20 protein-coding genes are annotated in these 20,564 nt (G+C 50.7%); 7 read left to right on the top strand and 13 right to left on the bottom strand.

Annotated elements, in window-relative coordinates; genetic code table 11:
• Position 1: 1 nt before the first annotated feature.
• Positions 2 to 988: a porphobilinogen synthase gene (gene hemB, locus RHOLA_RS01430; protein ID WP_038501894.1), complete on the top strand. Its 987-nt coding sequence runs from the start codon at positions 2 to 4 to the stop codon at positions 986 to 988.
• On the top strand, positions 988 to 2,304 hold the full coding sequence (gene hemL, locus RHOLA_RS01425; protein WP_051636168.1) for a glutamate-1-semialdehyde 2,1-aminomutase: 1,317 nt from the start codon (positions 988 to 990) through the stop codon (positions 2,302 to 2,304). The genes hemB and hemL overlap by 1 nt, the downstream gene beginning before the upstream one ends.
• Positions 2,305 to 2,624: 320 nt before the next feature.
• Here the strand turns inward: hemL and RHOLA_RS07365 are convergent, their stop codons facing one another.
• Together RHOLA_RS07365 and RHOLA_RS07500 are read right to left on the bottom strand one after the other, a co-directional pair.
• On the bottom strand, positions 2,625 to 3,266 hold the full coding sequence (locus RHOLA_RS07365) for a hypothetical protein (protein WP_038501892.1): 642 nt from the start codon (positions 3,264 to 3,266) through the stop codon (positions 2,625 to 2,627).
• Positions 3,172 to 3,405 carry a GDCCVxC domain-containing (seleno)protein gene (locus RHOLA_RS07500; RefSeq protein ID WP_084321321.1) on the bottom strand — a complete coding sequence of 78 codons (234 nt, stop codon included), beginning with the start codon at positions 3,403 to 3,405 and terminating at the stop codon, positions 3,172 to 3,174. The genes RHOLA_RS07365 and RHOLA_RS07500 overlap by 95 nt, the downstream gene beginning before the upstream one ends.
• A gap of 241 nt (positions 3,406 to 3,646) precedes the next feature.
• Between RHOLA_RS07500 and RHOLA_RS01415 the strand changes: the two genes are divergently transcribed.
• The gene (locus RHOLA_RS01415; RefSeq protein WP_038501890.1) at positions 3,647 to 4,312 is read left to right on the top strand and encodes a hypothetical protein; all 666 of its coding nucleotides are present in this window, start codon (positions 3,647 to 3,649) and stop codon (positions 4,310 to 4,312) included.
• A gap of 116 nt (positions 4,313 to 4,428) precedes the next feature.
• Here the strand turns inward: RHOLA_RS01415 and RHOLA_RS01410 are convergent, their stop codons facing one another.
• The 4 genes from RHOLA_RS01410 to RHOLA_RS01395 form a co-directional block, all read right to left on the bottom strand.
• A complete protein-coding gene (locus RHOLA_RS01410) occupies positions 4,429 to 5,496 on the bottom strand; it encodes a threonine aldolase family protein (RefSeq protein ID WP_038501887.1) in 1,068 nt (355 codons plus the stop codon).
• Positions 5,493 to 5,951: an Lrp/AsnC family transcriptional regulator gene (locus RHOLA_RS01405; RefSeq protein ID WP_038501884.1), complete on the bottom strand. Its 459-nt coding sequence runs from the start codon at positions 5,949 to 5,951 to the stop codon at positions 5,493 to 5,495. Before RHOLA_RS01405 ends, RHOLA_RS01410 begins: the two co-directional genes overlap by 4 nt.
• Positions 5,952 to 5,979: 28 nt before the next feature.
• Positions 5,980 to 8,073: a DUF6421 family protein gene (locus RHOLA_RS01400; protein WP_038501882.1), complete on the bottom strand. Its 2,094-nt coding sequence runs from the start codon at positions 8,071 to 8,073 to the stop codon at positions 5,980 to 5,982.
• A gap of 134 nt (positions 8,074 to 8,207) precedes the next feature.
• On the bottom strand, positions 8,208 to 8,837 hold the full coding sequence (locus RHOLA_RS01395) for an LON peptidase substrate-binding domain-containing protein (RefSeq protein WP_051636167.1): 630 nt from the start codon (positions 8,835 to 8,837) through the stop codon (positions 8,208 to 8,210).
• 117 nt (positions 8,838 to 8,954) lie between these two features.
• On the opposite strand from RHOLA_RS01395, the gene RHOLA_RS01390 reads away from it, so the two are divergent.
• From RHOLA_RS01390 to RHOLA_RS01380, 3 genes are read left to right on the top strand one after another with little or no spacing between them, the layout of a single operon-like run.
• Positions 8,955 to 9,521 (top strand): PadR family transcriptional regulator, encoded by a 567-nt coding sequence (locus tag RHOLA_RS01390; RefSeq protein ID WP_038501880.1) that lies wholly within the window; start codon positions 8,955 to 8,957, stop codon positions 9,519 to 9,521.
• Positions 9,508 to 11,202, top strand: coding sequence for an ABC1 kinase family protein (locus RHOLA_RS01385; RefSeq protein ID WP_038501878.1), 1,695 nt, complete (start codon positions 9,508 to 9,510; stop codon positions 11,200 to 11,202). The genes RHOLA_RS01390 and RHOLA_RS01385 overlap by 14 nt, the downstream gene beginning before the upstream one ends.
• Before the next feature lie 37 nt (positions 11,203 to 11,239).
• Positions 11,240 to 11,638 carry a VOC family protein gene (locus RHOLA_RS01380; RefSeq protein WP_038501874.1) on the top strand — a complete coding sequence of 133 codons (399 nt, stop codon included), beginning with the start codon at positions 11,240 to 11,242 and terminating at the stop codon, positions 11,636 to 11,638.
• Here RHOLA_RS01380 and RHOLA_RS01375 read toward each other — a convergent pair whose 3' ends face one another.
• From RHOLA_RS01375 to RHOLA_RS01355, 5 genes are all read right to left on the bottom strand, one after another.
• Positions 11,639 to 12,043, bottom strand: coding sequence for a DUF1801 domain-containing protein (locus RHOLA_RS01375; RefSeq protein WP_338050487.1), 405 nt, complete (start codon positions 12,041 to 12,043; stop codon positions 11,639 to 11,641). It lies immediately after the preceding gene.
• 3 nt (positions 12,044 to 12,046) lie between these two features.
• A complete protein-coding gene (locus RHOLA_RS01370) occupies positions 12,047 to 12,517 on the bottom strand; it encodes a DUF4188 domain-containing protein (protein WP_038501871.1) in 471 nt (156 codons plus the stop codon).
• Positions 12,518 to 12,539: 22 nt separating this feature from the next.
• Positions 12,540 to 13,190, bottom strand: coding sequence for an aquaporin (locus RHOLA_RS01365; RefSeq protein WP_038501869.1), 651 nt, complete (start codon positions 13,188 to 13,190; stop codon positions 12,540 to 12,542).
• Positions 13,191 to 13,242: 52 nt separating this feature from the next.
• A complete protein-coding gene (gene katG, locus RHOLA_RS01360; RefSeq protein ID WP_038501867.1) occupies positions 13,243 to 15,402 on the bottom strand; it encodes a catalase/peroxidase HPI in 2,160 nt (719 codons plus the stop codon).
• A gap of 108 nt (positions 15,403 to 15,510) precedes the next feature.
• Complete coding sequence (locus RHOLA_RS01355) at positions 15,511 to 15,957, bottom strand: hypothetical protein (RefSeq protein ID WP_038501863.1); 447 nt, start codon at positions 15,955 to 15,957, stop codon at positions 15,511 to 15,513.
• Between the two features lie 47 nt (positions 15,958 to 16,004).
• Here RHOLA_RS01355 and RHOLA_RS01350 point away from each other — a divergent pair, with 47 nt between their 5' ends.
• Complete coding sequence (locus RHOLA_RS01350) at positions 16,005 to 16,421, top strand: hypothetical protein (RefSeq protein WP_051636166.1); 417 nt, start codon at positions 16,005 to 16,007, stop codon at positions 16,419 to 16,421.
• Here the strand turns inward: RHOLA_RS01350 and hrpA are convergent.
• Both hrpA and RHOLA_RS01340 read right to left on the bottom strand, forming a co-directional pair.
• Positions 16,418 to 20,059: an ATP-dependent RNA helicase HrpA gene (gene hrpA, locus RHOLA_RS01345; RefSeq protein ID WP_084321319.1), complete on the bottom strand. Its 3,642-nt coding sequence runs from the start codon at positions 20,057 to 20,059 to the stop codon at positions 16,418 to 16,420. The genes RHOLA_RS01350 and hrpA overlap by 4 nt on opposite strands.
• Before the next feature lie 17 nt (positions 20,060 to 20,076).
• Entirely contained in the window at positions 20,077 to 20,550 is a 474-nt protein-coding gene (locus RHOLA_RS01340) for a DUF3817 domain-containing protein (RefSeq protein WP_038501861.1), read from the bottom strand.
• Between the last annotated feature and the right edge of the window lie 14 nt (positions 20,551 to 20,564).

Below are 20,564 nucleotides of genomic sequence, written 5' to 3'. Positions count from 1 at the left end.
TATGAGTTTGACTGAACGACCACGACGCTTGCGCGCCAGCCAGGCGATGCGAAACCTTGTTGCTGAAACCGTGGTCCTTCCAAGTCAGTTGATTTACCCAACCTTCATCAAGGAAAACCTCGCCGAGCCGAAACCCATCAAGGGGTTGCCTGGTGTTTTTCAAAACAATGAAGCTTCTCTTCTTGCCGAAGTGGATCGTGCAATTAATGCGGCCATTGGTGGCATCATGCTTTTTGGAATTCCTGCCGAACGAGACGAGCTTGGCACTGCGGCATGTAAGCCTGATGGAGTTTTGAACAAGGCTGTTGCAGCTGTGCGCAAACGCGCTGGAGACAAACTCGTTGTTGTGGCAGATCTCTGCCTAGACGAATTCACAAGTCATGGGCACTGTGGCGTGCTAGATGGTAAAGGCAACGTAGATAACGATGCCACACTGATTACTTACGGAAAAATGGCCGTGGAGCTTGCTAAAGCGGGGGCTCACATGTTGGGCGCAAGCGGAATGATGGACGGTCAGGTTGGCTACGTTCGCTCAGAGTTGGATAAAGCCGGCTTTACCGAAGTTGCAATTTTGGCCTATTCAGCTAAATATGCCAGCGCCTTCTATGGTCCTTTCAGAGATGCAGTTGAGTCAGAACTTCAAGGCGATCGCAGAACGTACCAGCAGGACCCGCGCAATTTCAAGGAATCAATCCGCGAAGTTCGTCTTGATCTAGAGCAAGGTGCCGACATCGTGATGGTTAAGCCCGCGCTCGCTTATCTAGATGTTATCCATGAGACTTCACAGAGCGTAGATGTTCCAGTTGCGGCCTACATCGTTTCCGGTGAAATGGCCATGATTGAGGTTGCCGCAGAGCAAGGGTTAATAGATCGCGAGCGAGCAATTCTTGAGGCAGTGGCATCCGTGAGACGTGCCGGCGCATCAGTCATCTGCACCTACTGGGCTTTCGAGCTCGCTGAAATGTTTTATGCACGAAAGACGCTTTAATGACTCAGAACATTAGTAATTCGATTACTTGGCACACCCGCGCACAGAAGGTAATTCCTGGCGGAGTAAGCTCACCGGTTCGTGCATTTTCAGCCGTCGGTGGAAACCCTAGGTACTTTGTTCGAGGCAAGGGTTCTCGAATTTGGGATGTAGATGGAAACGAGTACGTAGACCTGGTTGGATCATGGGGCCCAATGATTGTTGGCCATGCTCACGATTACGTAGTTGCAAAAGTAACTGAGGCTGCAGCGCTCTCCGCATCATTTGGCGCACCGAGCCCTAACGAAGTCTTATTGGCTGAAGAAATAAACAAACGGGTTTCGATTGCAGAACGCGTGCGTTTTGTTTCATCGGGCACCGAGGCGGTCATGACTGCAGTCCGCCTAGCGAGAGCAGCAACAAGCAGGAATGTGATTGTTAAGTTTGCTGGTTGTTACCACGGACACAGTGATGCCCTTCTAGTCCAGGCAGGTTCAGGCGTACTAACCCTTGGTCTACCAAACTCTCCAGGCGTAACCCCCGGTCAAGCTCAAGACACTGTCGTTCTTCCTTACAACGACGCCGCAGCGCTAGAGGCATTATTTGCATCTCGTGGTCACGAAATTGCCGCGGTAATTACTGAACCAACACCGGCAAACATGGGCGTTGTTCCGCCAATCAACAATTTCAATCTCAAGATTCGCGAAGTGACAAGTAAGCACGGTTCACTGATGATTCTTGATGAAGTCATGACCGGCTTCAGAGTGTCATCTGGTGGTTGGTGGGCAATGGTCAACCAAACCGAGGGTTGGATTCCAGATCTCTTGACCTTCGGGAAAGTCATTGGTGGCGGGTACCCGGTTGCTGCGGTAGCCGGAAAAGCCCAGCACATGGACCTACTTGCTCCTCTTGGATCGGTGTACCAGGCTGGAACCTTGAGCGGAAACCCAGTTGCCACAGCAGCCGGTCTAGCAACTCTCGAATTATGCGACGCCGCTCTTTATGCAACTCTCTACCAGCGAGCAAAACAAGTTGGCGAAATAATTTCAAATGCGCTGACCACAGAAGGTGTAGCTCATCAGGCACAGTTTGGTGGCAACTTGTTCTCGTTCTTCTTTACAGATAAGCGAGTAACTAACTTTGCCGAAGCCCAGACACAAAACACACAGGCGTTCAACGCTTTCTTCCATGCGATGTTGGAAAACGGAGTTTCGCTACCACCATCTGCATTTGAAGCGTGGTTTGTATCCGGGGCTCACACCGATGAAGACCTTGCAAAGATCTCCTACGCAGCAAACATAGCTGCGAAGCGGGCTGCGGAAGCGACACGTTCTTAAAAGCCATATATGGCTCGTACAAGGCCGAAGGCTTCTAATTAACCAATCACCCACGGAACTATATTCATGCCGTGGTAGATATCGTTAAGGGCTTTATAGAGATATCTCTGGGTTCGTTGCCCCCATCAGACCGCTTGTCATTTGCGAGTACCGTGCTACATTGGCCGCCCCCTTCGTGACCTGGGATACACGGCTGTTGTTGTTTTTAGAGCAATGTGAATTTCTTTCGAGAGTGCCAGAGTAAATACAAACAAAACAAAAAACCTCGTAAATATTCTTACGACAGTCGCATAAACAAGCGATGACTTTAGGGGTTAGTTTTACTTATCGCCAACCTCAAAATCCACACCTAAATGTTCAAAAATTCTCGAGATACTTCTCACTGATCTGATGATGCCATTTTCACTGAGAACTTCCTTTCTATAAATAACAACTTCTTCGCTCACTAAATATTTTCTCCAGCTCTCTGTGGCTAGCTGGTGATGATCCACCAGGCTTAGGGCTGAAAACTCATTTCTGTCTATGAAGAGTTCGAAAATATAGCAGTCGAAATTGATTGTGCTTTTGAGCACTATGCCTTGTGTGAACTTACGCCCTGGCAAGGTAAAAGCTTGTTGAAAATTCCCTCTGATTCTTGATCTCATCAACTGGCGTTGTCTTACCCAAGCAAATGTGCCGTTTGATGTGCTTGCGGCGACGCTGATCAAAGTTTTCTGAAGCATGTCGGTGCACTTTGGAGTATCCGAACTGTATCCCAATGCGTTTGAAATACCAGAAACGCATCCCAATGCTCTAGCAGGGATAGAAGTTCGAATCCCATATTCTCCGCTGTGAAAAAGCCCCAGATTTCTCTGGGGCTTTTCTCTTCTAGCAACAGTCTTTAGAGCCGCTTGTTTTAGCCTGCTGGATTGAAGGGCAGGGAACCGTTCCGTAGGAACAAAAAACACAACAATCACCTTCAAGAGGCGTCTGACGGTTCTCGCAACTTGGGCAAGTCCATGCCCACATACAAGAGTCGGTCGGCATGGTCAATGTCTCACCTATACCGCAGGTTGGGCATGTGAGTGTGCTTTCGGCGATGACACCTTTGCCTTCAGTCATAGGAAAACTTTATCCCTAAACATTTAGGAACGGCCATCACACCCGGGGCCTCAGATCTGCTCGAACTTGAGCATGGCGTAGAAAGATGGCGTAGAAACGGATTTCCCAAATCTACTTTGAAGTCAGCGTTGAGAAGTAGGCGTGTAGTGCGTTCCTCTTATTCTCCGCAGCGAAAAACCCTCTGAGCAATCAGAGGGTTTTGTCATCGAGCAGGACTATCGAAATCAATAGGCTTAGCCTCATGGAACAACTGAATAGGTTTCTACTTCTTCTACACGTGGCTGCTGGTTCGCTCGCATTGCTCTCGGCCATCTTTGCAATTTCATTTCGCAAAGGTGCTAAGAACCATAACCTGGCAGGAAAAACCTACTTTTGGTCCATGATGGCCGTTGCCGCGACAGCCATTCCTGTTTCTATTCTTCGTCCAAATCTCATGTTGTTCTTTGTTGCCATCTTTTCTTCATACATGGCATACGCAGGCTGGCGTTTCGGACGCAAATCTCGATACATCATGGCGCGCCAGCCTTATGTTGAGTGGGCCATGTTGGTTGTCGGCATTGCGATGATTTTTAGCGGGCTCGTACAAGTATTCACGGGCTCACCTATGGGGTGGGTTCTCGTTGCGTTTGGTGCTATAGGGCTTCAGTTCGCGGTCCAGGATTTACGAGGATGGGGAAAGGCGGAAGACTTCGGAACCAGAATCTCCAATCACCTCTCCCACATGCTTGGGGGAACCATCGCAACAGTCACGGCCGTGCTGGTTCAACAACTTGTTCCGAGGCTTGATCCGTCCAGCCCATTCAAGGTGATTGTCTGGTTAGCCCCAACCGTCATCATCACACCGCTGATCATCATCTGGGCAAGGAAAGTAAAGGCAACTCAAAAGGTTCGTTTGTTCCAAAAGTGAATGCCACGCTAGTCAACTTGGCGTAGAAAGCGAATCGCCAAACTCACCTCCGCTCCAGCGCTGGTCTGCTCTGCGTTTGTGCGTTCCTCGTGTTCCCCGCAAAAAAGGCGGCGTTTTTAGAGCGCCGCCTTTAGCGCCGCCAAGATTCCAAGAACATCGTCCTCAGTGGTGTCCCACGAACACATCCAGCGAACCTGGCCAGTCTCTTGATTCCAAACGTAGAAGCGGTATTGCTGCTGCAACCGCTGAGTAATTTCTTTAGGCAACACTGGGAAAACAGCATTTGCTTCAGCTGGGTTTTCAACTGAGACGCTGGCATTCTCGGCGGCAATTTTGACTACACCCTCGTAAAGCAGCTTTGCCATTGAATTGGCCCTAGTTGCGTTTTCAATCGCCACTGCAGCGTTATTTTCAAAGAGGGCAATTAGCTGGGCCGACATGAATCGCATTTTTGAAGATAGTTGCATTGAGGTTTTGCGTAAAAACGGCATGGCCTCGGCGAGCGCCTTACCCCGTGCTGAACTCGTGTCAGTGACGATCACCGCTTCGGCAGCCAGGGCACCGATTTTTGTTCCGCCCATAGAAACTAAATCAACACCGGCATCGGTGGTGAATTCCTTGAATGATTTTCCTAGGGCAGCGGCGGCATTTGAAATTCGGGCACCGTCAAGGTGAAGCAATAGTCCGTTTTCATGAGCCAGGTCAGCCAAGGCACGGATCTCGTCGATTTGATACAGAGTGCCCATCTCTGTGGTTTGCGTAATGCTAATCACTCCTGGCTGAGCACGGTGCACCACTCCCATATCGAAAATCTGGCTGGCTGCTAGTTCAACGGTGAGCTTTCCGTCGCTGGTTGGGACTGTCCAAAGTTTGAGTCCCGCCATCTTTTCTGGCGCGCCGCCTTCATCAACATTGATGTGGGCACTCTCGACGCAAATGACTGCCTCCCAACGCTTGGTGGCAGCTTGAAGAGCCACTACGTTCGCACCGGTGCCATTGAAAACCGGAAAGCCTTGGGCGTTAGGTCCGAATAGTTCACGAACCAAAGCATCAAACTCGGCGGTTACCGAGTCTTCGCCGTAGGCAACTTCGTGACCAACATTGGCCTGGGAAATAGCCTCTAAAACGGCCGGGTGGATTCCGGCGTAGTTGTCACTGGCAAATCCGCGAGGGTTTTTTGTCATTGGATTGAGTCCTTTGGGATTTGAGCCTGTCGGCCCTCGAACGGAGTTGAGAGAATAACGCTGGTTCTGGTTGAGACGTTTGCATGTGCCCGGATCTTTGCCAGCAGAGCCTCCAAGTCGGCCGGCTCAGCGACTGCAACTTTGACAATGTAGGACTCAGTTCCTGCCACCGACCAGCAACTTTCGATTTCTGCAATTGGGCTAATTTTCTCAACTACGTCGTCTGGCTTAGAAGGGTCAATTGGAGTGAGCGAGACCAACGCATGCAGCGTCAATCCAACTTCGCGCTGATTTATCTGAGCACGATAGCCGGTGATTACACCCCGGGCTTCCAGTCGTTTGATTCGCTGGTGCAAAGTAGATGTCGGCACCTCAAGCAATGCCGACAGTTCACTTATTGATGCACTCGAGTCATTAGCCAATAATTCAAGCAGACGCCGGTCCAGAGATTCCATAACGAAAGTATGCCACTTGCCTTTGCGGCTAAGCGGTGATGCCCTTGGTTGAGGTAATCACATCGGCAAGCTTTCGGTTCAGCGTTTCAAAGAACACGTTCAGCGGGAACTCATCGTCTAGAACAAGATTCACCATTTCCTTCAACTCGCCTCCGGTAGGTAGGGCATCTGCGCCCTTAGCCCAATTGGAGGCTGGATTCGGTTGCACTAGGCCTGCGACAAATTCGTAAGCGGAAATCCACTGTGCCATTCGGGATCTATTGATGCCGTCGTGATACAGATTTTCTACCTGCTCACAAAGGTTGACTACCTCCTGAGTCACTTTCTCCCAGTCAAAAGCTAAACGGTTATCGGTCCATTGCAAGGCGCCGGTCTTGTGCAAGTGAGCGAAAATAATTTGCCCACCCAGGCCGTCATAGTTTCGAACTCGACCACCAGTGATGGAGAAACGGAAAATTCGATCAAACAAGATTGCGTAGCGAATGTACTTTGCAAGGCGGTCCCCCTCAGCTTCTAAAACTAGGGTCTCGCGGAATGTAGCCAGGTCACAGCGTAACTCTTCTAGGGCATACATCCAGAAAGGCATGCGCTGCTTGATCATGAATGGGTCAAACGGTAGGTCACCACGAGAGTGGGTGCGGTCGTGAATCAGATCCCAAAGGACAAAGGTCTCCTGAGCTAACTGCTGGTCATTCACCAGGCGTTCCGCGTCTGCTGGCAGCGGCAAATACAAGAGATCCTTGGCCGCCTGAGTTACACGACGGAATCGGGCTGCCTCACGATCGCAGAAGATTCCACCCCAGTAATAGGTAGCCACTGACCTGACAGCAACGGTTTCAGGGAAGAACACGGCTGAATTCGTGTCGTAACCAGATGTAAAGGCAACAAATTCGATCGGGACAAAAGCCGGGTTGTTGTACTTCTTTTCTTTCTCAGCCAACCAATCGGGCCAAAAAGTGTTGATGATTACCGCTTCAAGATTGCGGTTTGGGTTTCCGTTTTGGGTGTACATAGAAAATACAGCCAGGTGCTGCACTGAATTTTTACGATTTAGATCAGGTCTAAATAATTCGAGTGAGTTGTAGAAGTCTGGAATTATGAAGCCGCCCTGGCGCCAATCTTCTAAGTCCTTTTTGACCGCAGCGAAATAGTCCTGCTGGTGCTCGAAATTCGGAGCAAGAATATCAATTGCCGAAATAACTTGATCAAGCAGAGCTGAGGCCTCTTGGTGAGAGAACTCATTGGCATCAATCGAACCATCTTTGGCTTGCATAGGGCGCAAAGTTTCAATTGCCTCGGCAAGTTTTTTCCAATTGGCATCAGTTAGCATCCAGCTTGACTCACGCTTATCGTTTGCTTTTGCAGCAACTTTCGCGTTGGCCAGCCAACCCGCAATATTCAACCAGAGTTGCTTGTTATCACAGTCATCAATTGAGTCGTCACCAAAAAGATCAGAGTCCGCTAGCACCACTACTCGACCAAGACCGTGCTGAACCGCAACCCCAAGCGGAGCTGAAGCTGGGGCCGCGTGTTCAGAGGTGCGCATGAAAACCTCGGCCGCAACATCTGACGAAACTTCAAGGGTTCCGGCGCGATAGAGGCAAACTTGTTCAACCATGAAGGCAAAGTCTGATTTGGTTAGTCGGTCAAATTCGCTGATGATCCAAGTTGGCACATCTTTATAAGAGCGGCTTGGGTCCTGAACAGTTGAGTTTTTAACTTCGACACCAAACTTGGCCGCGAGTTCGGCTAAATTGTTGCCATACTTTGGCTGCTCGGTTTCTGCCAGCAAAAGCAACGAGCCGCCCGAGCGAACAAAACCCTCTAGTACTTCTAATTCCTCGTGGGTGAGCTTTGGAGAACCAACACCGATAGTTTTTTCCCATTCGTCGGTCGAGGCGTGGGGAATCACGAGTATGTCCGCTGCGGCTAAGGCATCTGCTGTGAACAAACCGCTCTCGTGTAACTCAACTTCAAACTCTGAGACCTTGGCGATTTGGGCCATTTTGGCGTAACTGGAGTCGGCTGGGTTTGCGGGGTTCATTGTTGCCGCTATCTCAGACTTAACTGCCCAAGCCTGGCTGTGTGCCTGATCAATCAAAATACGAGCAATTTTTTGCATCTTTGCCTCCAATTACGGATTTATTCTTTATTAAAGAACATACTTGCGGATTTTCTCTAGTCTAGCAATAGATTTATCATAAATTTTGCGCAAGTATCGCAAATTTTCGGGACTTTTTACCGGGGTAATCCGATTCAGTCTTTGGTCCCCAGTTGTTCAATCATGGCCTTGAGAGCCTGGTCGAGCGTTGACACCAGGGCTTGCGTCTCTAAGACAAGATCAGCTGCTGAAAGTGACTGCAGAAGATCTAAATGATCCAGGGGCCCAACTGGCAGTACCCCGGCAATTTGCCAACAGGCCTGCATTGGATCCTCGCTGAACTCTGTATCTGAGCCGTACTGCAAATCTCCGAACTCGCTGGCAAACGACAATAAGTTCCGCACTTTGGTTTCCAGTTGGTTTTTAGCCATGGTCAGAGAGTCGTCCCAGATTAAGTCTGGGATGAAGTCGATGTCGGCCATCGGATACGGATCATCGGGCAACCATGCATTCACCCTGAAGCGTTGTGTGCCAATTGACTCAATCCCATAAAACTCATCCAAGGTTCCGATGTCGGTGACGGAGGCCAAAGTTCCAATTCCAAGCCTCTTCTCACCGCCGCCAATCTCTTGACCTCGTTCAATCAGCACAACGCCGAACTCAGGATTTTCCTGGCCGACTAAGTCCCCAAGAAGTTTCAGGTAGCGTTCTTCAAAAATTCTCAACGAGAGCGGCATCGCAGGCATCAAGACAGTGCTCAGCGGAAACATTGGCATAACTGGCATTTGTTCCCCGTTCTCTAGAGCTTGTTTGACAAGCCTAAACCGGGTCAATCAAGGAATGAAAAACCCGATAATTGCCTTGTAGTAGATAAGTACCCCAACATAACCAAAAGGACTCTTGTGAGCACAACATCGAACAGTTTTGACCCACGTCAGGCCATCGAAGGGCTATTTGGCTATGTCAAGGACATGGCATCGAACACCCTCAAGGGTGGCATCAAGGCCCAACCCGATGAAGCCCGGCTAGAGGTCGCTGTGCTGGCAGCCTTGGAATCAGGTGCCAAAACAGCGACTCAAATTGTGAAGTCCATCAGCCTTGTAGCCGGCGGAACCTGGGCCCCAACTGACGGTCAGGTTAACAAGGCTCTTACCAAACTCACTGTGGCCGAATTCGTAGCCGCAAAGACTAAAGGTGATCGCAAATTGTTCTCACTGACAAAAACTGGCGAAGCAGAACTTGAATCAGCGCGCGACAAAATGGCCGAGGCACCATCAGTATCACCAACAATGAATTTCTCTAATTTGAACTGGATGAGCTGTGAACCAACATTCTTGAAAGCAGCGTCCAAGCTGCCACCGGTTATGTTTGATGTCGCCCAGACCGCGTCACGCGAGCAGCAAGCAAGAGCGGCAGAGATTTTAGACAAAGCTCGTCACGAACTACACAAAGTTCTTGCCGAAAAGTAATCTTTCAAATCAGAGCAGGGCACTCAAGTCTCGCTACCAAAGGATTCTTAGGTTTGCTGCTCTTGCATTAGCTCAAGCTTGGTGGTTTGAGATTGTTTTGCCGCAATTTGGTTTGAAGAAGATTGCCGCCCGTGGCCGAATCAGGCGCTTTCAAAAGTTAGCTAGAAAATTTCACAACCTAGCTGCCGATTTAGGCGGTTTGATGGTTAAAGTTGGCCAGTTTTTATCTGCTCGCTTGGATGTGCTCCCAGAAGAGATAACCAAGGAACTATCTGGTCTGCAGGATGAAGTTGCCCCTGAGTCTTTCGAAAGCATTCTGCATGCAATTGAGAGCGAGCTTGGCATGTCACCGGGTGTAGCTTTCGCAGAAATCACTGCCGAACCAATTGCCGCCGCATCTTTGGGGCAGGCCTACAAAGCTAAACTCTCCCCCGGACTTGCTGGTGACCTAGGTATCACAGATGTGGTGGTGAAGGTTCTACGACCGGGCATAGAAAACATTGTTGACGTGGACTTGAAAGCATTGACCAAGGTTGGTGGCTGGTTATCAAAAGTCAAACTAGTTTCAAAACGCACCGATGCCCTCGCTCTGGTTCGCGAGTTTTCAGAAATTACTCTTCAAGAAATCAACTATCTGCACGAGGCAGAAAACCTTGAGCGGTTTGCAGAGGCTTTTGAAAACGATCCCAGAATTCAGACCCCGAATGTAATTTGGGAGCGCAGCGCAAAGCGAGTGCTAACTCTGACTGACGTCAGTGCAATCAAGATTTCTGATGTTGAAGGGTTAGTAGCAGCCGGAATTAATCCCAATGCCGTTGCCGCCGAGCTTGCCAGAGCCACCTTTGAGCAATTCTTTGTCACCGGTTTCTTTCACGCCGACCCACACCCGGGCAACATATTTATTACCAAGGCCCCGGAAGGTGCGGCAGTTGACTTCACGCTGACCTACATTGACTTTGGAATGATGGGCCAAGTAAGCGAGGAACTAAAGGCCAACCTGCAGAGATTCCTTTTTGCTGTTGCATCTAGAGACGCGCGAGCCTGGGTCGTGGCTTGCGAGCGCTTAGGGGTTCTCCTACCATCAGCCGACACCTTGCTTCTAGAAGAGGCAGTCAGCAAACTATTTGACCGCTTTGGCGGCGTGCGAGTGGGCGAGCTGATTCAAACAGATCCGGCTGAACTCAGGGAGTTTGGTATTGAGTTCAGTGAACTCGTGCGCACCCTTCCGTTCCAGCTTCCAAATGACTTTCTATTCTTGATCAGGGCTCTTTCACTTATCTCAGGAGTCACCAGCGAACTAAATCGTGAATTCAACATTTGGGATGCGGTTGACCCTTTCGCAAGATCACTACTAAACGGATCAGGCACCGGAACAGTAAAGAGGCTGGGCAAGGATCTATTAGCCAACCTGCTTACGCTAAGCCAACTACCTGGACGCATTGAAAGTGTGGTCAGCAGAGTTGAACGCGGTGACCTTGTGCTTAGAAACCCAGAGCTCGAGCGCCGAATGAGGGTTTTAGATTCCAGCATTCGTCGCGCAACGGCAGGTTTGGTTTTTACCGGACTGGTAATTGCTGGGGTTCTCTCTTTGCCAGAAAATCAGAACCTGGGGTTCACGTTGCTTGGCATTTCTGCCCTACCAATGCTTTACGCCCTAGGATTTGGCCGATTTACCCGATAGAAAAAGACCGTTCTAATTCGTGGTCTAACCTTGACCCATGATTAGTTCAATTTTTGTGAATCTACCGGTCGAGAGCCTAACCAAGTCAGTGGATTTTTTCACTGAACTTGGCTTCAAATTCAATCCTCAATTCACCGATGATGAGTCAACCTGCATGATCGTTAATGAAACGATTTATGTGATGCTGTTAGAGCACAAAAAGTTTCAAGGCTTCATCTCAAAGCCAATTGCTGACAAGTCAACCACTGAGGCAATTCTTGCCTTCAGCCTAGGTTCTGCCGACGAGGTGCGCGAAATGACACAGAAGGCTCTTTCACTTGGTGCCCGCAAACTAAATGAACCTGAGGACCACGGCTTTATGTTTAGCTGGGGCTTCGAAGACCTAGATGGTCACCTTTGGGATCTCTTCTGGATGAACCCAGAGCACGTACAGTAACTAAAACTTGGTGCGCTTCACCAGCGCTCTCTTTTTGGGCAGGTTTTGATAATCCCATTGGATTTCCTTGGCCTCACCCAGCCACGTTGTCAGCGCCGTTTTATCAAGCGACTTCAGTGCTGGAACGCTCAAGCTAGCAGCCTTAAACTTTCCCATAGCGCGAAGCCCTTCAAGGTTGAATGACTGACCACTCCAAAACAGAACCTCGATGCCAGCCTTCTTCAGGCTGTAACCAACCACGGGATTGCCGTCAATAAACCAGACCGGGTGACCATGCCAAACTTTGCCCTCAGCTTGGGGAAGAGCCTTGGAAATCATTTTGATCAGTGCAGCACCGATAGCGGCTTCATCTTCACTCAGGTTGCTCTGATAATCGAGGATGTCTTGACCCAATTTCATAGCCAAACCTTACTCGCCTAATCTTTGGGCTGCTGAGTTTCGCTTTCCTTGGGCTGGCTGAATCTCGCCAACCTTTCCAAAGCCAAACGGAGGCATGTTCACATAGATGTTCTCAGTCTTTGACTTATCAATCACATAGGTTTCGTGCCAGATTCCAACGGCACTGGTTTTCATGGCTGCTTTATTGAAGGCCTTCCAAGCTGGCAGGTGCTCTGAGTCTTTGGCTTTGGCATAGGCGATTAATTTGTCGGTGTTTTCCCAGTACTGAATCAAAATAATGGTGCGGCCAAAGCCCATTTCATAAGACTTGAAGCCTAGGTCTGGATTTTTATATAGCTCAGGCAGCATTTTGCCCATGGCCAAGAAAACCGGCAACCAATGGTGGATTGCAAACCAATTGTTGATTCGCATTCCAATTAGGAATACGACAAAATCCTTGTCCGCGACCGATGTGATTCGATTCTTATTTATCTTGGCCACGTGTCTCCTCAGCTCCTCTGAGCTACTTGATTGCCTTCACCCCGAGGATACCAATAGCAGCACCAACAAGCTGAGCACCAATAAATGGCAAGACTGAATCTGGTGAGATTCCTGCAAAGGTGTCGCTAAACATTCGCCCCACTGTGACCGCTGGGTTTGCGAACGAAGTTGAAGATGTAAAGAAATATGCCGAACCAATCCAGGCTGCAACTGATACCGGAATCAAGCCGCCTTGGTCTCGCTGCAAAAGCACCAAAATCACAATCAACAAGCCGGCGGTGGCCAGCACTTCACCGATAAACGTTCCAGTGCTCACACGATAGTTGTCAGAAATCTGCACCGCGGAAAGGTTGAACATCAGGTTGGCTAGAACCGCGCCGACTATGGCACCAAGAATTTGAGCCGGAATATAAGCCCACACCGTGACGGGCGAAATTCTCTTGCTGGCTAACATGGCCAGGGTTACCAGCGGATTGAAATGCGCCCCTGAAACCGGACCTAAAATCAAAATCAAAAGCGCGAGCGCAAAAATTGTTGAGACGGTATTGATCAGAAGTGCAACACCAGCGTCATTTGAAAGATTGGTTCCCATAATTCCAGAACCAACCACAACGCAAACAAGGGTCAGAGTGCCAAAAAACTCGGCCAGGCCTGTACCTAATAATTTCTTCATCCCTACATTTCTACCGCAGGAATGGCCAAGCCTGAGCCGAGTTTGTCAGTTGTTAATTTAGATCAAAACGGTCCGAGTTCATGACCTTGACCCAGGCGGCCACAAAGTCGTGCACAAACTTCTCTTTTGAATCGTCCTGTGCATACACCTCGGCGTATGAACGAAGAATTGAGTTTGAACCAAAAACCAAGTCAACGCGAGTTGCCGAGTACTTAACCTGGCCATTTGAGCGATCACGCATCTTGTATAGGTTCTCGCCGGCTGGCTCCCAGACCAAATTCATGTCGGTTAGGTTTACGAAGAAGTCGTTGGTCAACGCTCCCTCGCGCTCAGTCAAAACTCCGTGCTTACTTCCACCGTGGTTAGTGCCAATCACGCGCATTCCACCAAGCAACACGGTTGCCTCAGGAGCGGTCAGGCCCATTAGCTGAGTGCGATCAAGCATCAACTCTTCAGGGGTAACTGCGTAGTCGTCTTTCAACCAGTTACGGTAGGCGTCGTGCAGTGGTTCAAGCACGGCAAAGGACTCAACATCGGTGTGTTCCTGGGTTGCGTCGCCGCGACCCGGCGCGAATGGCACCTCAATATTGAAACCGGCTGCCTTGGCTGCCTTTTCAACACCGACACCTCCGGCAAGCACGATGATGTCGGCAACACTCGCGCCAACTTCAGCGGCAATTGGCTCCAGCACAGCAAGCACCTTGTTTAGTCGCTCTGGCTCGTTACCGACCCAGCTGCGCTGAGGTTCTAGTCGAATGCGTGCTCCGTTTGCGCCACCGCGAAGATCTGAACCGCGGAATGTGCGAGCGCTGTCCCAGGCAGTGCTGACTAGCTCGGAAACACTAAGCCCGCTTGCCTCAATCTTTGCCTTAGCCGCGGCGACATCGAACTTAGGGCTACCTGCAGGAATCGGATCCTGCCAAATCAAATCTTCAGCAGGAACGTCTGGGCCAATGTAGCGAACCTTTGGCCCCATGTCACGGTGAGTCAACTTGAACCACGCGCGTGCGAACACCTCTGAGAAGTAATCCTGGTCATCGCGGAATCGCTCAGAAATTTTGCGGTACTCAGGGTCCATAATCATGGCCATGTCTGCGTCAGTCATCATCGGCATGGTGCGAATCGATGAATCTTCAACATCCACTGGCTTGTCTTCTTCTGCGATACCAATTGGTTGCCACTGTGAGGCACCCGCAGGTGAGTGAGTCAGTTCCCACTGGTACTTGAACAATAGGTAGAAGTAGCCGTTGTCCCACTTGGTTGGGTTTGTGGTCCAGGCACCCTCGATGCCACTGGTCACGGTGTCGCGGCCCACGGAGCGAGTCTTGTGATTTTGCCAACCAAGTCCCTGCTCAACAATATCCGCGCCTTCTGGCTCTGGGCCGTTATTTGAAGCGTCACCGTTGCCGTGAGCTTTACCAACAGTGTGACCACCTGCGGTAAGCGCAACTGTTTCTTCATCGTTCATCGCCATGCGAGCAAAAGTTTCGCGAATGTGCGCGGCTGTCTTTAGTGGATCTGACTTTCCGTTCACACCCTCTGGGTTCACATAGATCAAACCCATGTGGGTTGCAGCTAGCGGACTGTCCAGAGTCGAGGCATCATCTAGATTGCGGTATCGGTTTTCTGATGGTGCTAGCCACTGGGTTTCGCTACCCCAGTAGATGTCAGTTTCTGGGTGCCAGATATCTGCACGGCCAAAGGCAAAACCAAATGTCTTGAGGCCCATTGATTCGTAGGCAATGTTTCCGGCCAGGATCATCAAGTCTGCCCAGCTAACTTTGTTGCCGTACTTCTTCTTGATTGGCCAAAGCAAACGACGAGCCTTGTCAAGGTTTGCGTTATCTGGCCACGAGTTCAGCGGGGCGAATCTTTGGTTTCCGGTTCCGGCACCACCGCGGCCATCGGTGGTTCGGTAAGAACCCGCAGAGTGCCATGCCATGCGAATCATCAGCCCGCCGTAGTGACCCCAGTCAGCCGGCCACCATGCCTGGCTATCTTTCATAAGGTCGTGCATGTCTTTTTTCAAGGCATCAACATCAAGCTTCTTGAGCTCCTCGCGGTAGTCGAAGTCTTGACCCAGCGGATTAATTTTGGTGTCGTGCTGGTGAAGGATGTCCAGATTCAACGCCTTTGGCCACCATTTGGTTGGAACCTGAGAGGCTGTTGAGTTGGCGCCGTGTGGCACCGGGCACTTAGCTGCTGAATCCATGGTTTCTCCTTATTACTGGTCGGCCAAAAACGGGCACCAACATTACAACCGATGAGTTTTCTGGGCTATTCCAGCCTCGAGCACCCCTGAAGATACAAAAGGTGCGGTTTAGCGATCTAAACGCAAGGCCAGCATGAATTGCCCGCCGCCGGGCTTGATCTCAGTGGCGAATTTGGAATCCGGGGCCAGCCTAGATAGGCGGTCCAAGAGCCATTCAGCTGCCTGGTTAGCGTCATTCTCATCTGGGCAGCGAGCAACAATCTCGCGGCCACCTTTCGCTTTCAAGCGCTCCACCGATTCAAAAATTGGCGAGGGGTCAACTACAAACAAGTCCTTCGACCACGGCACTACCGGAGCAATTTTGCCTCGCATGGTGTTGCACTGGCGGTGGGCCAGGCGCTCGACTACATCGGCACCCTTTTTAGCTTTCGCAGCAGCGTAGCTATCGGTGCTTGGGCCTAGATCTGAATTAACGGATCCGTCTGGATCCACCGGGGTATCGCATAACCAACAAATCCAGTTATCGCGTTCGCCAACCTCATTCAAATCACTCATTCTTTGAGATTACGCTATTACCCAGTTGAAAGTTTTAGGAGATTCAAATGGCTATGACCGATGCTGAGAAGCAAGCCCTAAAAGAGACCATGGCTGAGCGCGCAAAGGCACGAAAGAAAATGACCCCGGAGCAGCACGAAGCTGATGTGGTCGAAAAGATAAACGCCATGGCTGCGGCCGACAAGGCAATTGCAAAAAAGATCCATGCGCTGGTCAAGAAAATCGCACCCGGCCTTCAAGCCAAGACCTGGTATGGCATGCAGGCTTACTGTGACAACGAGGGCAAAACCGTCCTGTTTTTTCAAGACGCGGGCAAGTTCAAGGCACGCTACTCAACCCTGGGCTTTCAAGACGCAGCCAACCTAGACAAAGACCAAATGTGGGCCACCTCGTTTGCCGTAATTGGCTGGAATGCAGATGTTGAAAAAAAGATATCCGCTTTGATCAAGAAAGCTATTAGCTAGCCCACTGCTGAATTCAAGGCCTTTTTGATGCGCTGCACCGATACGGTCTCGGCGGCACCAAGAACCTGAGCGAATAAACTCACTCGTAGTTCTTCAATCATCCAACGAACTGTCTGTAGTTTTTCTTCAGGCATTTTGTCTGCGGGGGTTTTTTCAACCAGCGCTAGCGCCTCATTGAGTTCTAGCTCGGCTATTCGGTCGCGCTCCGGGTTTTCCAGCAATTTTTCAATTCTCATTTTGCTAGCCTGCAGATAAATAGGAATTCTTGTAATTCGTTCAATGCCCGTGGCACTAATAATGTTGCTGCGCATCAAATCTGCAATGTGAGCTTTTTCGGCAGCCAGCACGTGCAGTACTGAAAGGTCCTGAACTTCAGAGATAGCTTTACTAGTCTGCCGATAGTGAGTTGATATTTTCTCAAGCACCTTGGCCGCATCAAAGCATTGCTCGATGCTTCGCTCGACCACTGCCGCGCGAAGGTCATCTGGGTTTGCATCCAGACCACGAGCAGTAATTTCTTGGTTGATCAACGCGGTGATTACATCGTCAACAAAAGCTGCCGAGTTCTTGTAGCCAACCGCAACCAAGGATAATTTCTCTTCTTTACTTAGGTGCTCAGCAACGTAATCGGCAGGTGATGCGATTTTTTCGCGCACGGCCGATGCCAGTTCACTAGTCTTCTTGGCGATATCAGGCACGACCTTTTTTGGTGCTTCGCCATTTGCTACCGGAATCAACTTCTGCTGCAGCGCAGCAAGGTCCAGCCCCAACCCAAGGGTGCGTCCCTTTTCGTCAACCACTCGGTAGGTCATTCGAAGTGAGGTAGGCAGGGCTGCAAAGTCAAAGTCGTCAGCGGTCATGTGGGTGCCACTGAGGGTACGCAGAGTCTTGGCCAGCGTTGCTAACAGGGCCTCGTCTGGGTGCTCTGGCAGGGCGGCGATTGCTTTCTTGGCCCAGTCCACCGCCGGCACCACGGTGCGGCGCAGGTTCTTGGGAAGACCGCGGATTAGCTCGGCAATCAGGTCAACCCGCATGCTCGGCACCAGCCAATCGAACTCATCGGAGTTAATCTGGGCAAGCAGCGAAACCGGCACATCAACCGTGACGCCATCATCAGGTGCGCCTGGTTCGTAGCGATAGCGAAGTTTGAGTTCACGCTCCCCAAAATTCCAAATCTTTGGGTTGTCTGCGTCACTTGGTGCCTGCACCTCTGGCGGCAGCAGATCGTCACGGGTCATGGTCAACAACTCGGGGGTCTCGTGCTTGGCCTTGCGCCACCAACCTTCAAAAGTGCGAGTTGAGAAAACATCCTGCGGAATTCGAGCGTTGTAGAACCGGAAGACATCTTCATCATCGGGCGCAAACTGCGGTTTACGAGCTCTGTCTGCAAGAGACTCAAGTTGTTTTAGAAGTTGTTGATTTGCGCGATCAAAAGCCTGCTTGGAATCCCACTCACCGTGAACAAGAGCGTGACGAATAAATAAGTCGCGGCAAAGCGGAATGTCAATTCGCGAATACTGCATGCGACGCGACACAACAATTGGCACTCCAAAAAGCATGACGCGCTCGTAGGCAACTACTGCGCCCTGCGATTTCTCCCAGTGTGGCTCGCTGAAACTGCGCTTTACTAAGTCACCAGCAAGCGGTTCCGCCCACTCAGGATTTATAGCCGCATTCATGCGAGCAAATAATCTACTGGTCTCCACTAACTCAGCACTCATGATTGCCGCGGGTGGCTTCTTGGCCAAAGTTGAACCAGGAAAAATAACAAACTTTTTACCGTTTGAACCCAGATACTCGTTTGACGCCCTGACTGGCTTATCTGAATTTTTCTTTACCTGATCGGCAGCTTTTTTATCACTCAGTTGCTTCAGCCCAATTTGACTGAGCAAACCGGCCAGCAAGCACTGGTGAATGCCATCAGGGTTGACCTTTGGATTACCGGGCAGGATGTCTAGCGGTTTAGCAATCGACTTCAATTGCTTGATTAGGTCTTGCCACTCACGCACTCGCAAGTAATTCAAGAACTCGTTTTTGCAGAGCCTACGAAAAGCTGATGATGAAAGTTTTTTCTGCTGCTCTTCTATGTAATTCCAAAGATTCAGCAGGCTTAAGAAATCACTGGTTGGGTCGGCGAATCTTGCGTGCGCCTGATCGGCCTGCGGCCGCTTAGCCAAAGGGCGCTCACGCGGATCCTGAATGGTAAGTCCGGCCACGATGATCATGACCTCTCGCACTAGGTCGTGCTTCTTTGACTCCAAAAGCATGCGCCCAAAGCGCGGCTCAATTGGTAATCTGGCCAATTCCCGGCCCACCTTGGTGAGCTCAACTGTCTTTCCCTTAGGGTCCTTTACCGCGCCCAACTCACCCAAAAGGCCAAGGCCGTCCTGTACTCCTCTGGCGTCAGGTGCCTGCAGAAAGGGGAATGCTGTGATGTCCCCAAGCCCCAACTGGGCGGCTTGCAGAATTACCGAGGCAAGGTTGGTGCGCAGAATTTCAGGATCGGTGAATTCCGGTCTGGATTCGTAATCATCTTCCGAGTAAAGCCGAATCACGACGCCCGGGCTGGTTCTACCGGCACGACCGGCACGCTGATTGGCGCTAGCTTTTGAGATTGCTTCAATTGGCAATCGCTGAACTTTAGCCCTTGGGCTGTAGCGCGAAATACGCGCGGTACCGGCATCAATTACGTACTTAATGTTTGGAATCGTCAGCGAGGTCTCGGCAACGTTGGTGGCCAGAATGATTCTTCGCTTGAGCCCTACCATTTTGCTGCTCTCGAAAACTCGGTGTTGCTCAGCGGCACTTAGCCGTCCGTAAAGTGGTAGCACCTCCACACCCTTACCCAGTGCACCAGAGTTAATCCGCCCCTCGATAGCTTCCTGAGCATCTCTAATTTCCGATTCACCGGAGAGAAAAACTAAAGTGTCGCCATCGGGCTCGTACTGCAAATCATCTAGTGCCTTGACGATGCCATCCAAATAATCACTGGCAGTGGTTTCTTCATCGGGGTCAGTGTCGTCACCGGCTTCCCTTGCGGTCTCGGCATAGCGAATCTCAATCGGAAAAGTTCGCCCACTAACTTCAATGATTGGCGCATCGTTGAAGTGTCTGCTGAAAGATTCCGGGTCAATAGTTGCCGAGGTGACAATGACCTTGAGGTCTGGGCGCTTAGGTAAAAGTTGCTTCAGGTAGCCAAGTAAGAAATCAATGTTCAAACTGCGCTCGTGTGCCTCATCGATGATGATGGTGTCGTATGGCTCAAGGTTTCGGTAGCGCTGCATCGCGTTCAGCAAAATGCCGTCGGTCATTACCTTTACCTTGGTGTTGGCCCCGGCTTTATCGGTGAAGCGCACCTGGTAGCCAACCAAATCGCCAAGCTCAACTTTTAGCTCCTCGGCAATTCGTTCGGCCACGGCGCGGGCCGCGATGCGACGAGGTTGGGTGTGAGCGATGCTGGTGCGGCCAAGCTCCAGGCACATCTTTGGAATTTGGGTGGTCTTGCCCGAACCGGTGGCACCGGCAATCACGACAACTTGGTTATCGCGAATGGCCTCAAGGATCTCCTGCCGGCGCTGACTTACTGGCAGATCAACCGGGTAGGTTATCTGCAGCGCAGTTGACTCAGGAGTGCTCACCTAGCAATGCTAAGTGCCTAGTCTTGGCCCCAGCCACCCGGGGGGCCAATGTAGAGCAGTGTGGCAAAGATTGCGCTGATGACCACAAGCAAAACGAAGGCCAACAGGATTGGCCGATTAATGAACCAGCGGTAAAGTCCATCAAACCAATTTGAATCGCGGGCATCATCACTCTTGGTGCGTCGCCACTGGCCCACCAGTCGGCCCTTGCGCTCAGCCGAAATTTCAAACGGCACTGTTGCAAAAGGAATAATCGCCAGCGCGATTGCAAGCACTGTGCGGCCAAGACCCCATCGGTTATTTACCCCGATAAGCGCAGCCGAAACTCCGTAGCCCAAGAACACAGCTCCGTGCAGACCACCAATTACGGTCAGCAAAATTGGGTTGATGCCAAAAAGTGCACGAATCAAAAGCGCCCCCAGAAGCAGGGTCCAGGTGACACCCTCGCTAAGGGCAAAAGCGCGGTAAAGCGAACGCGGTGTGGCAAACATTCTGGAACCTTTCA

Origin of the sequence: Rhodoluna lacicola (genome assembly GCF_000699505.1) — a bacterium.
In the GTDB taxonomy this organism is placed as follows: Bacteria; Actinomycetota; Actinomycetes; order Actinomycetales; family Microbacteriaceae; genus Rhodoluna; species Rhodoluna lacicola.
Note: the sequence above shows the minus strand (reverse complement) of the source record. Positions and strands in the feature narration are given on the sequence as shown.

Coding starts and splice junctions, on each gene's coding strand:
- hemB (WP_038501894.1), top strand. CDS start 2: ATGAGTTTGACTGAACGACCACGACGCTTGCGCGCCAGCCAGGCGATG.
- hemL (WP_051636168.1), top strand. CDS start 988: ATGACTCAGAACATTAGTAATTCGATTACTTGGCACACCCGCGCACAG.
- RHOLA_RS07500 (WP_084321321.1), bottom strand. CDS start 3,405: ATGACTGAAGGCAAAGGTGTCATCGCCGAAAGCACACTCACATGCCCA.
- RHOLA_RS01415 (WP_038501890.1), top strand. CDS start 3,647: ATGGAACAACTGAATAGGTTTCTACTTCTTCTACACGTGGCTGCTGGT.
- RHOLA_RS01410 (WP_038501887.1), bottom strand. CDS start 5,496: ATGACAAAAAACCCTCGCGGATTTGCCAGTGACAACTACGCCGGAATC.
- RHOLA_RS01405 (WP_038501884.1), bottom strand. CDS start 5,951: ATGGAATCTCTGGACCGGCGTCTGCTTGAATTATTGGCTAATGACTCG.
- RHOLA_RS01400 (WP_038501882.1), bottom strand. CDS start 8,073: ATGCAAAAAATTGCTCGTATTTTGATTGATCAGGCACACAGCCAGGCT.
- RHOLA_RS01395 (WP_051636167.1), bottom strand. CDS start 8,837: ATGCCAGTTATGCCAATGTTTCCGCTGAGCACTGTCTTGATGCCTGCG.
- RHOLA_RS01380 (WP_038501874.1), top strand. CDS start 11,240: ATGATTAGTTCAATTTTTGTGAATCTACCGGTCGAGAGCCTAACCAAG.
- RHOLA_RS01365 (WP_038501869.1), bottom strand. CDS start 13,190: ATGAAGAAATTATTAGGTACAGGCCTGGCCGAGTTTTTTGGCACTCTG.
- katG (WP_038501867.1), bottom strand. CDS start 15,402: ATGGATTCAGCAGCTAAGTGCCCGGTGCCACACGGCGCCAACTCAACA.
- RHOLA_RS01355 (WP_038501863.1), bottom strand. CDS start 15,957: ATGAGTGATTTGAATGAGGTTGGCGAACGCGATAACTGGATTTGTTGG.
- RHOLA_RS01350 (WP_051636166.1), top strand. CDS start 16,005: ATGGCTATGACCGATGCTGAGAAGCAAGCCCTAAAAGAGACCATGGCT.
- RHOLA_RS01340 (WP_038501861.1), bottom strand. CDS start 20,550: ATGTTTGCCACACCGCGTTCGCTTTACCGCGCTTTTGCCCTTAGCGAG.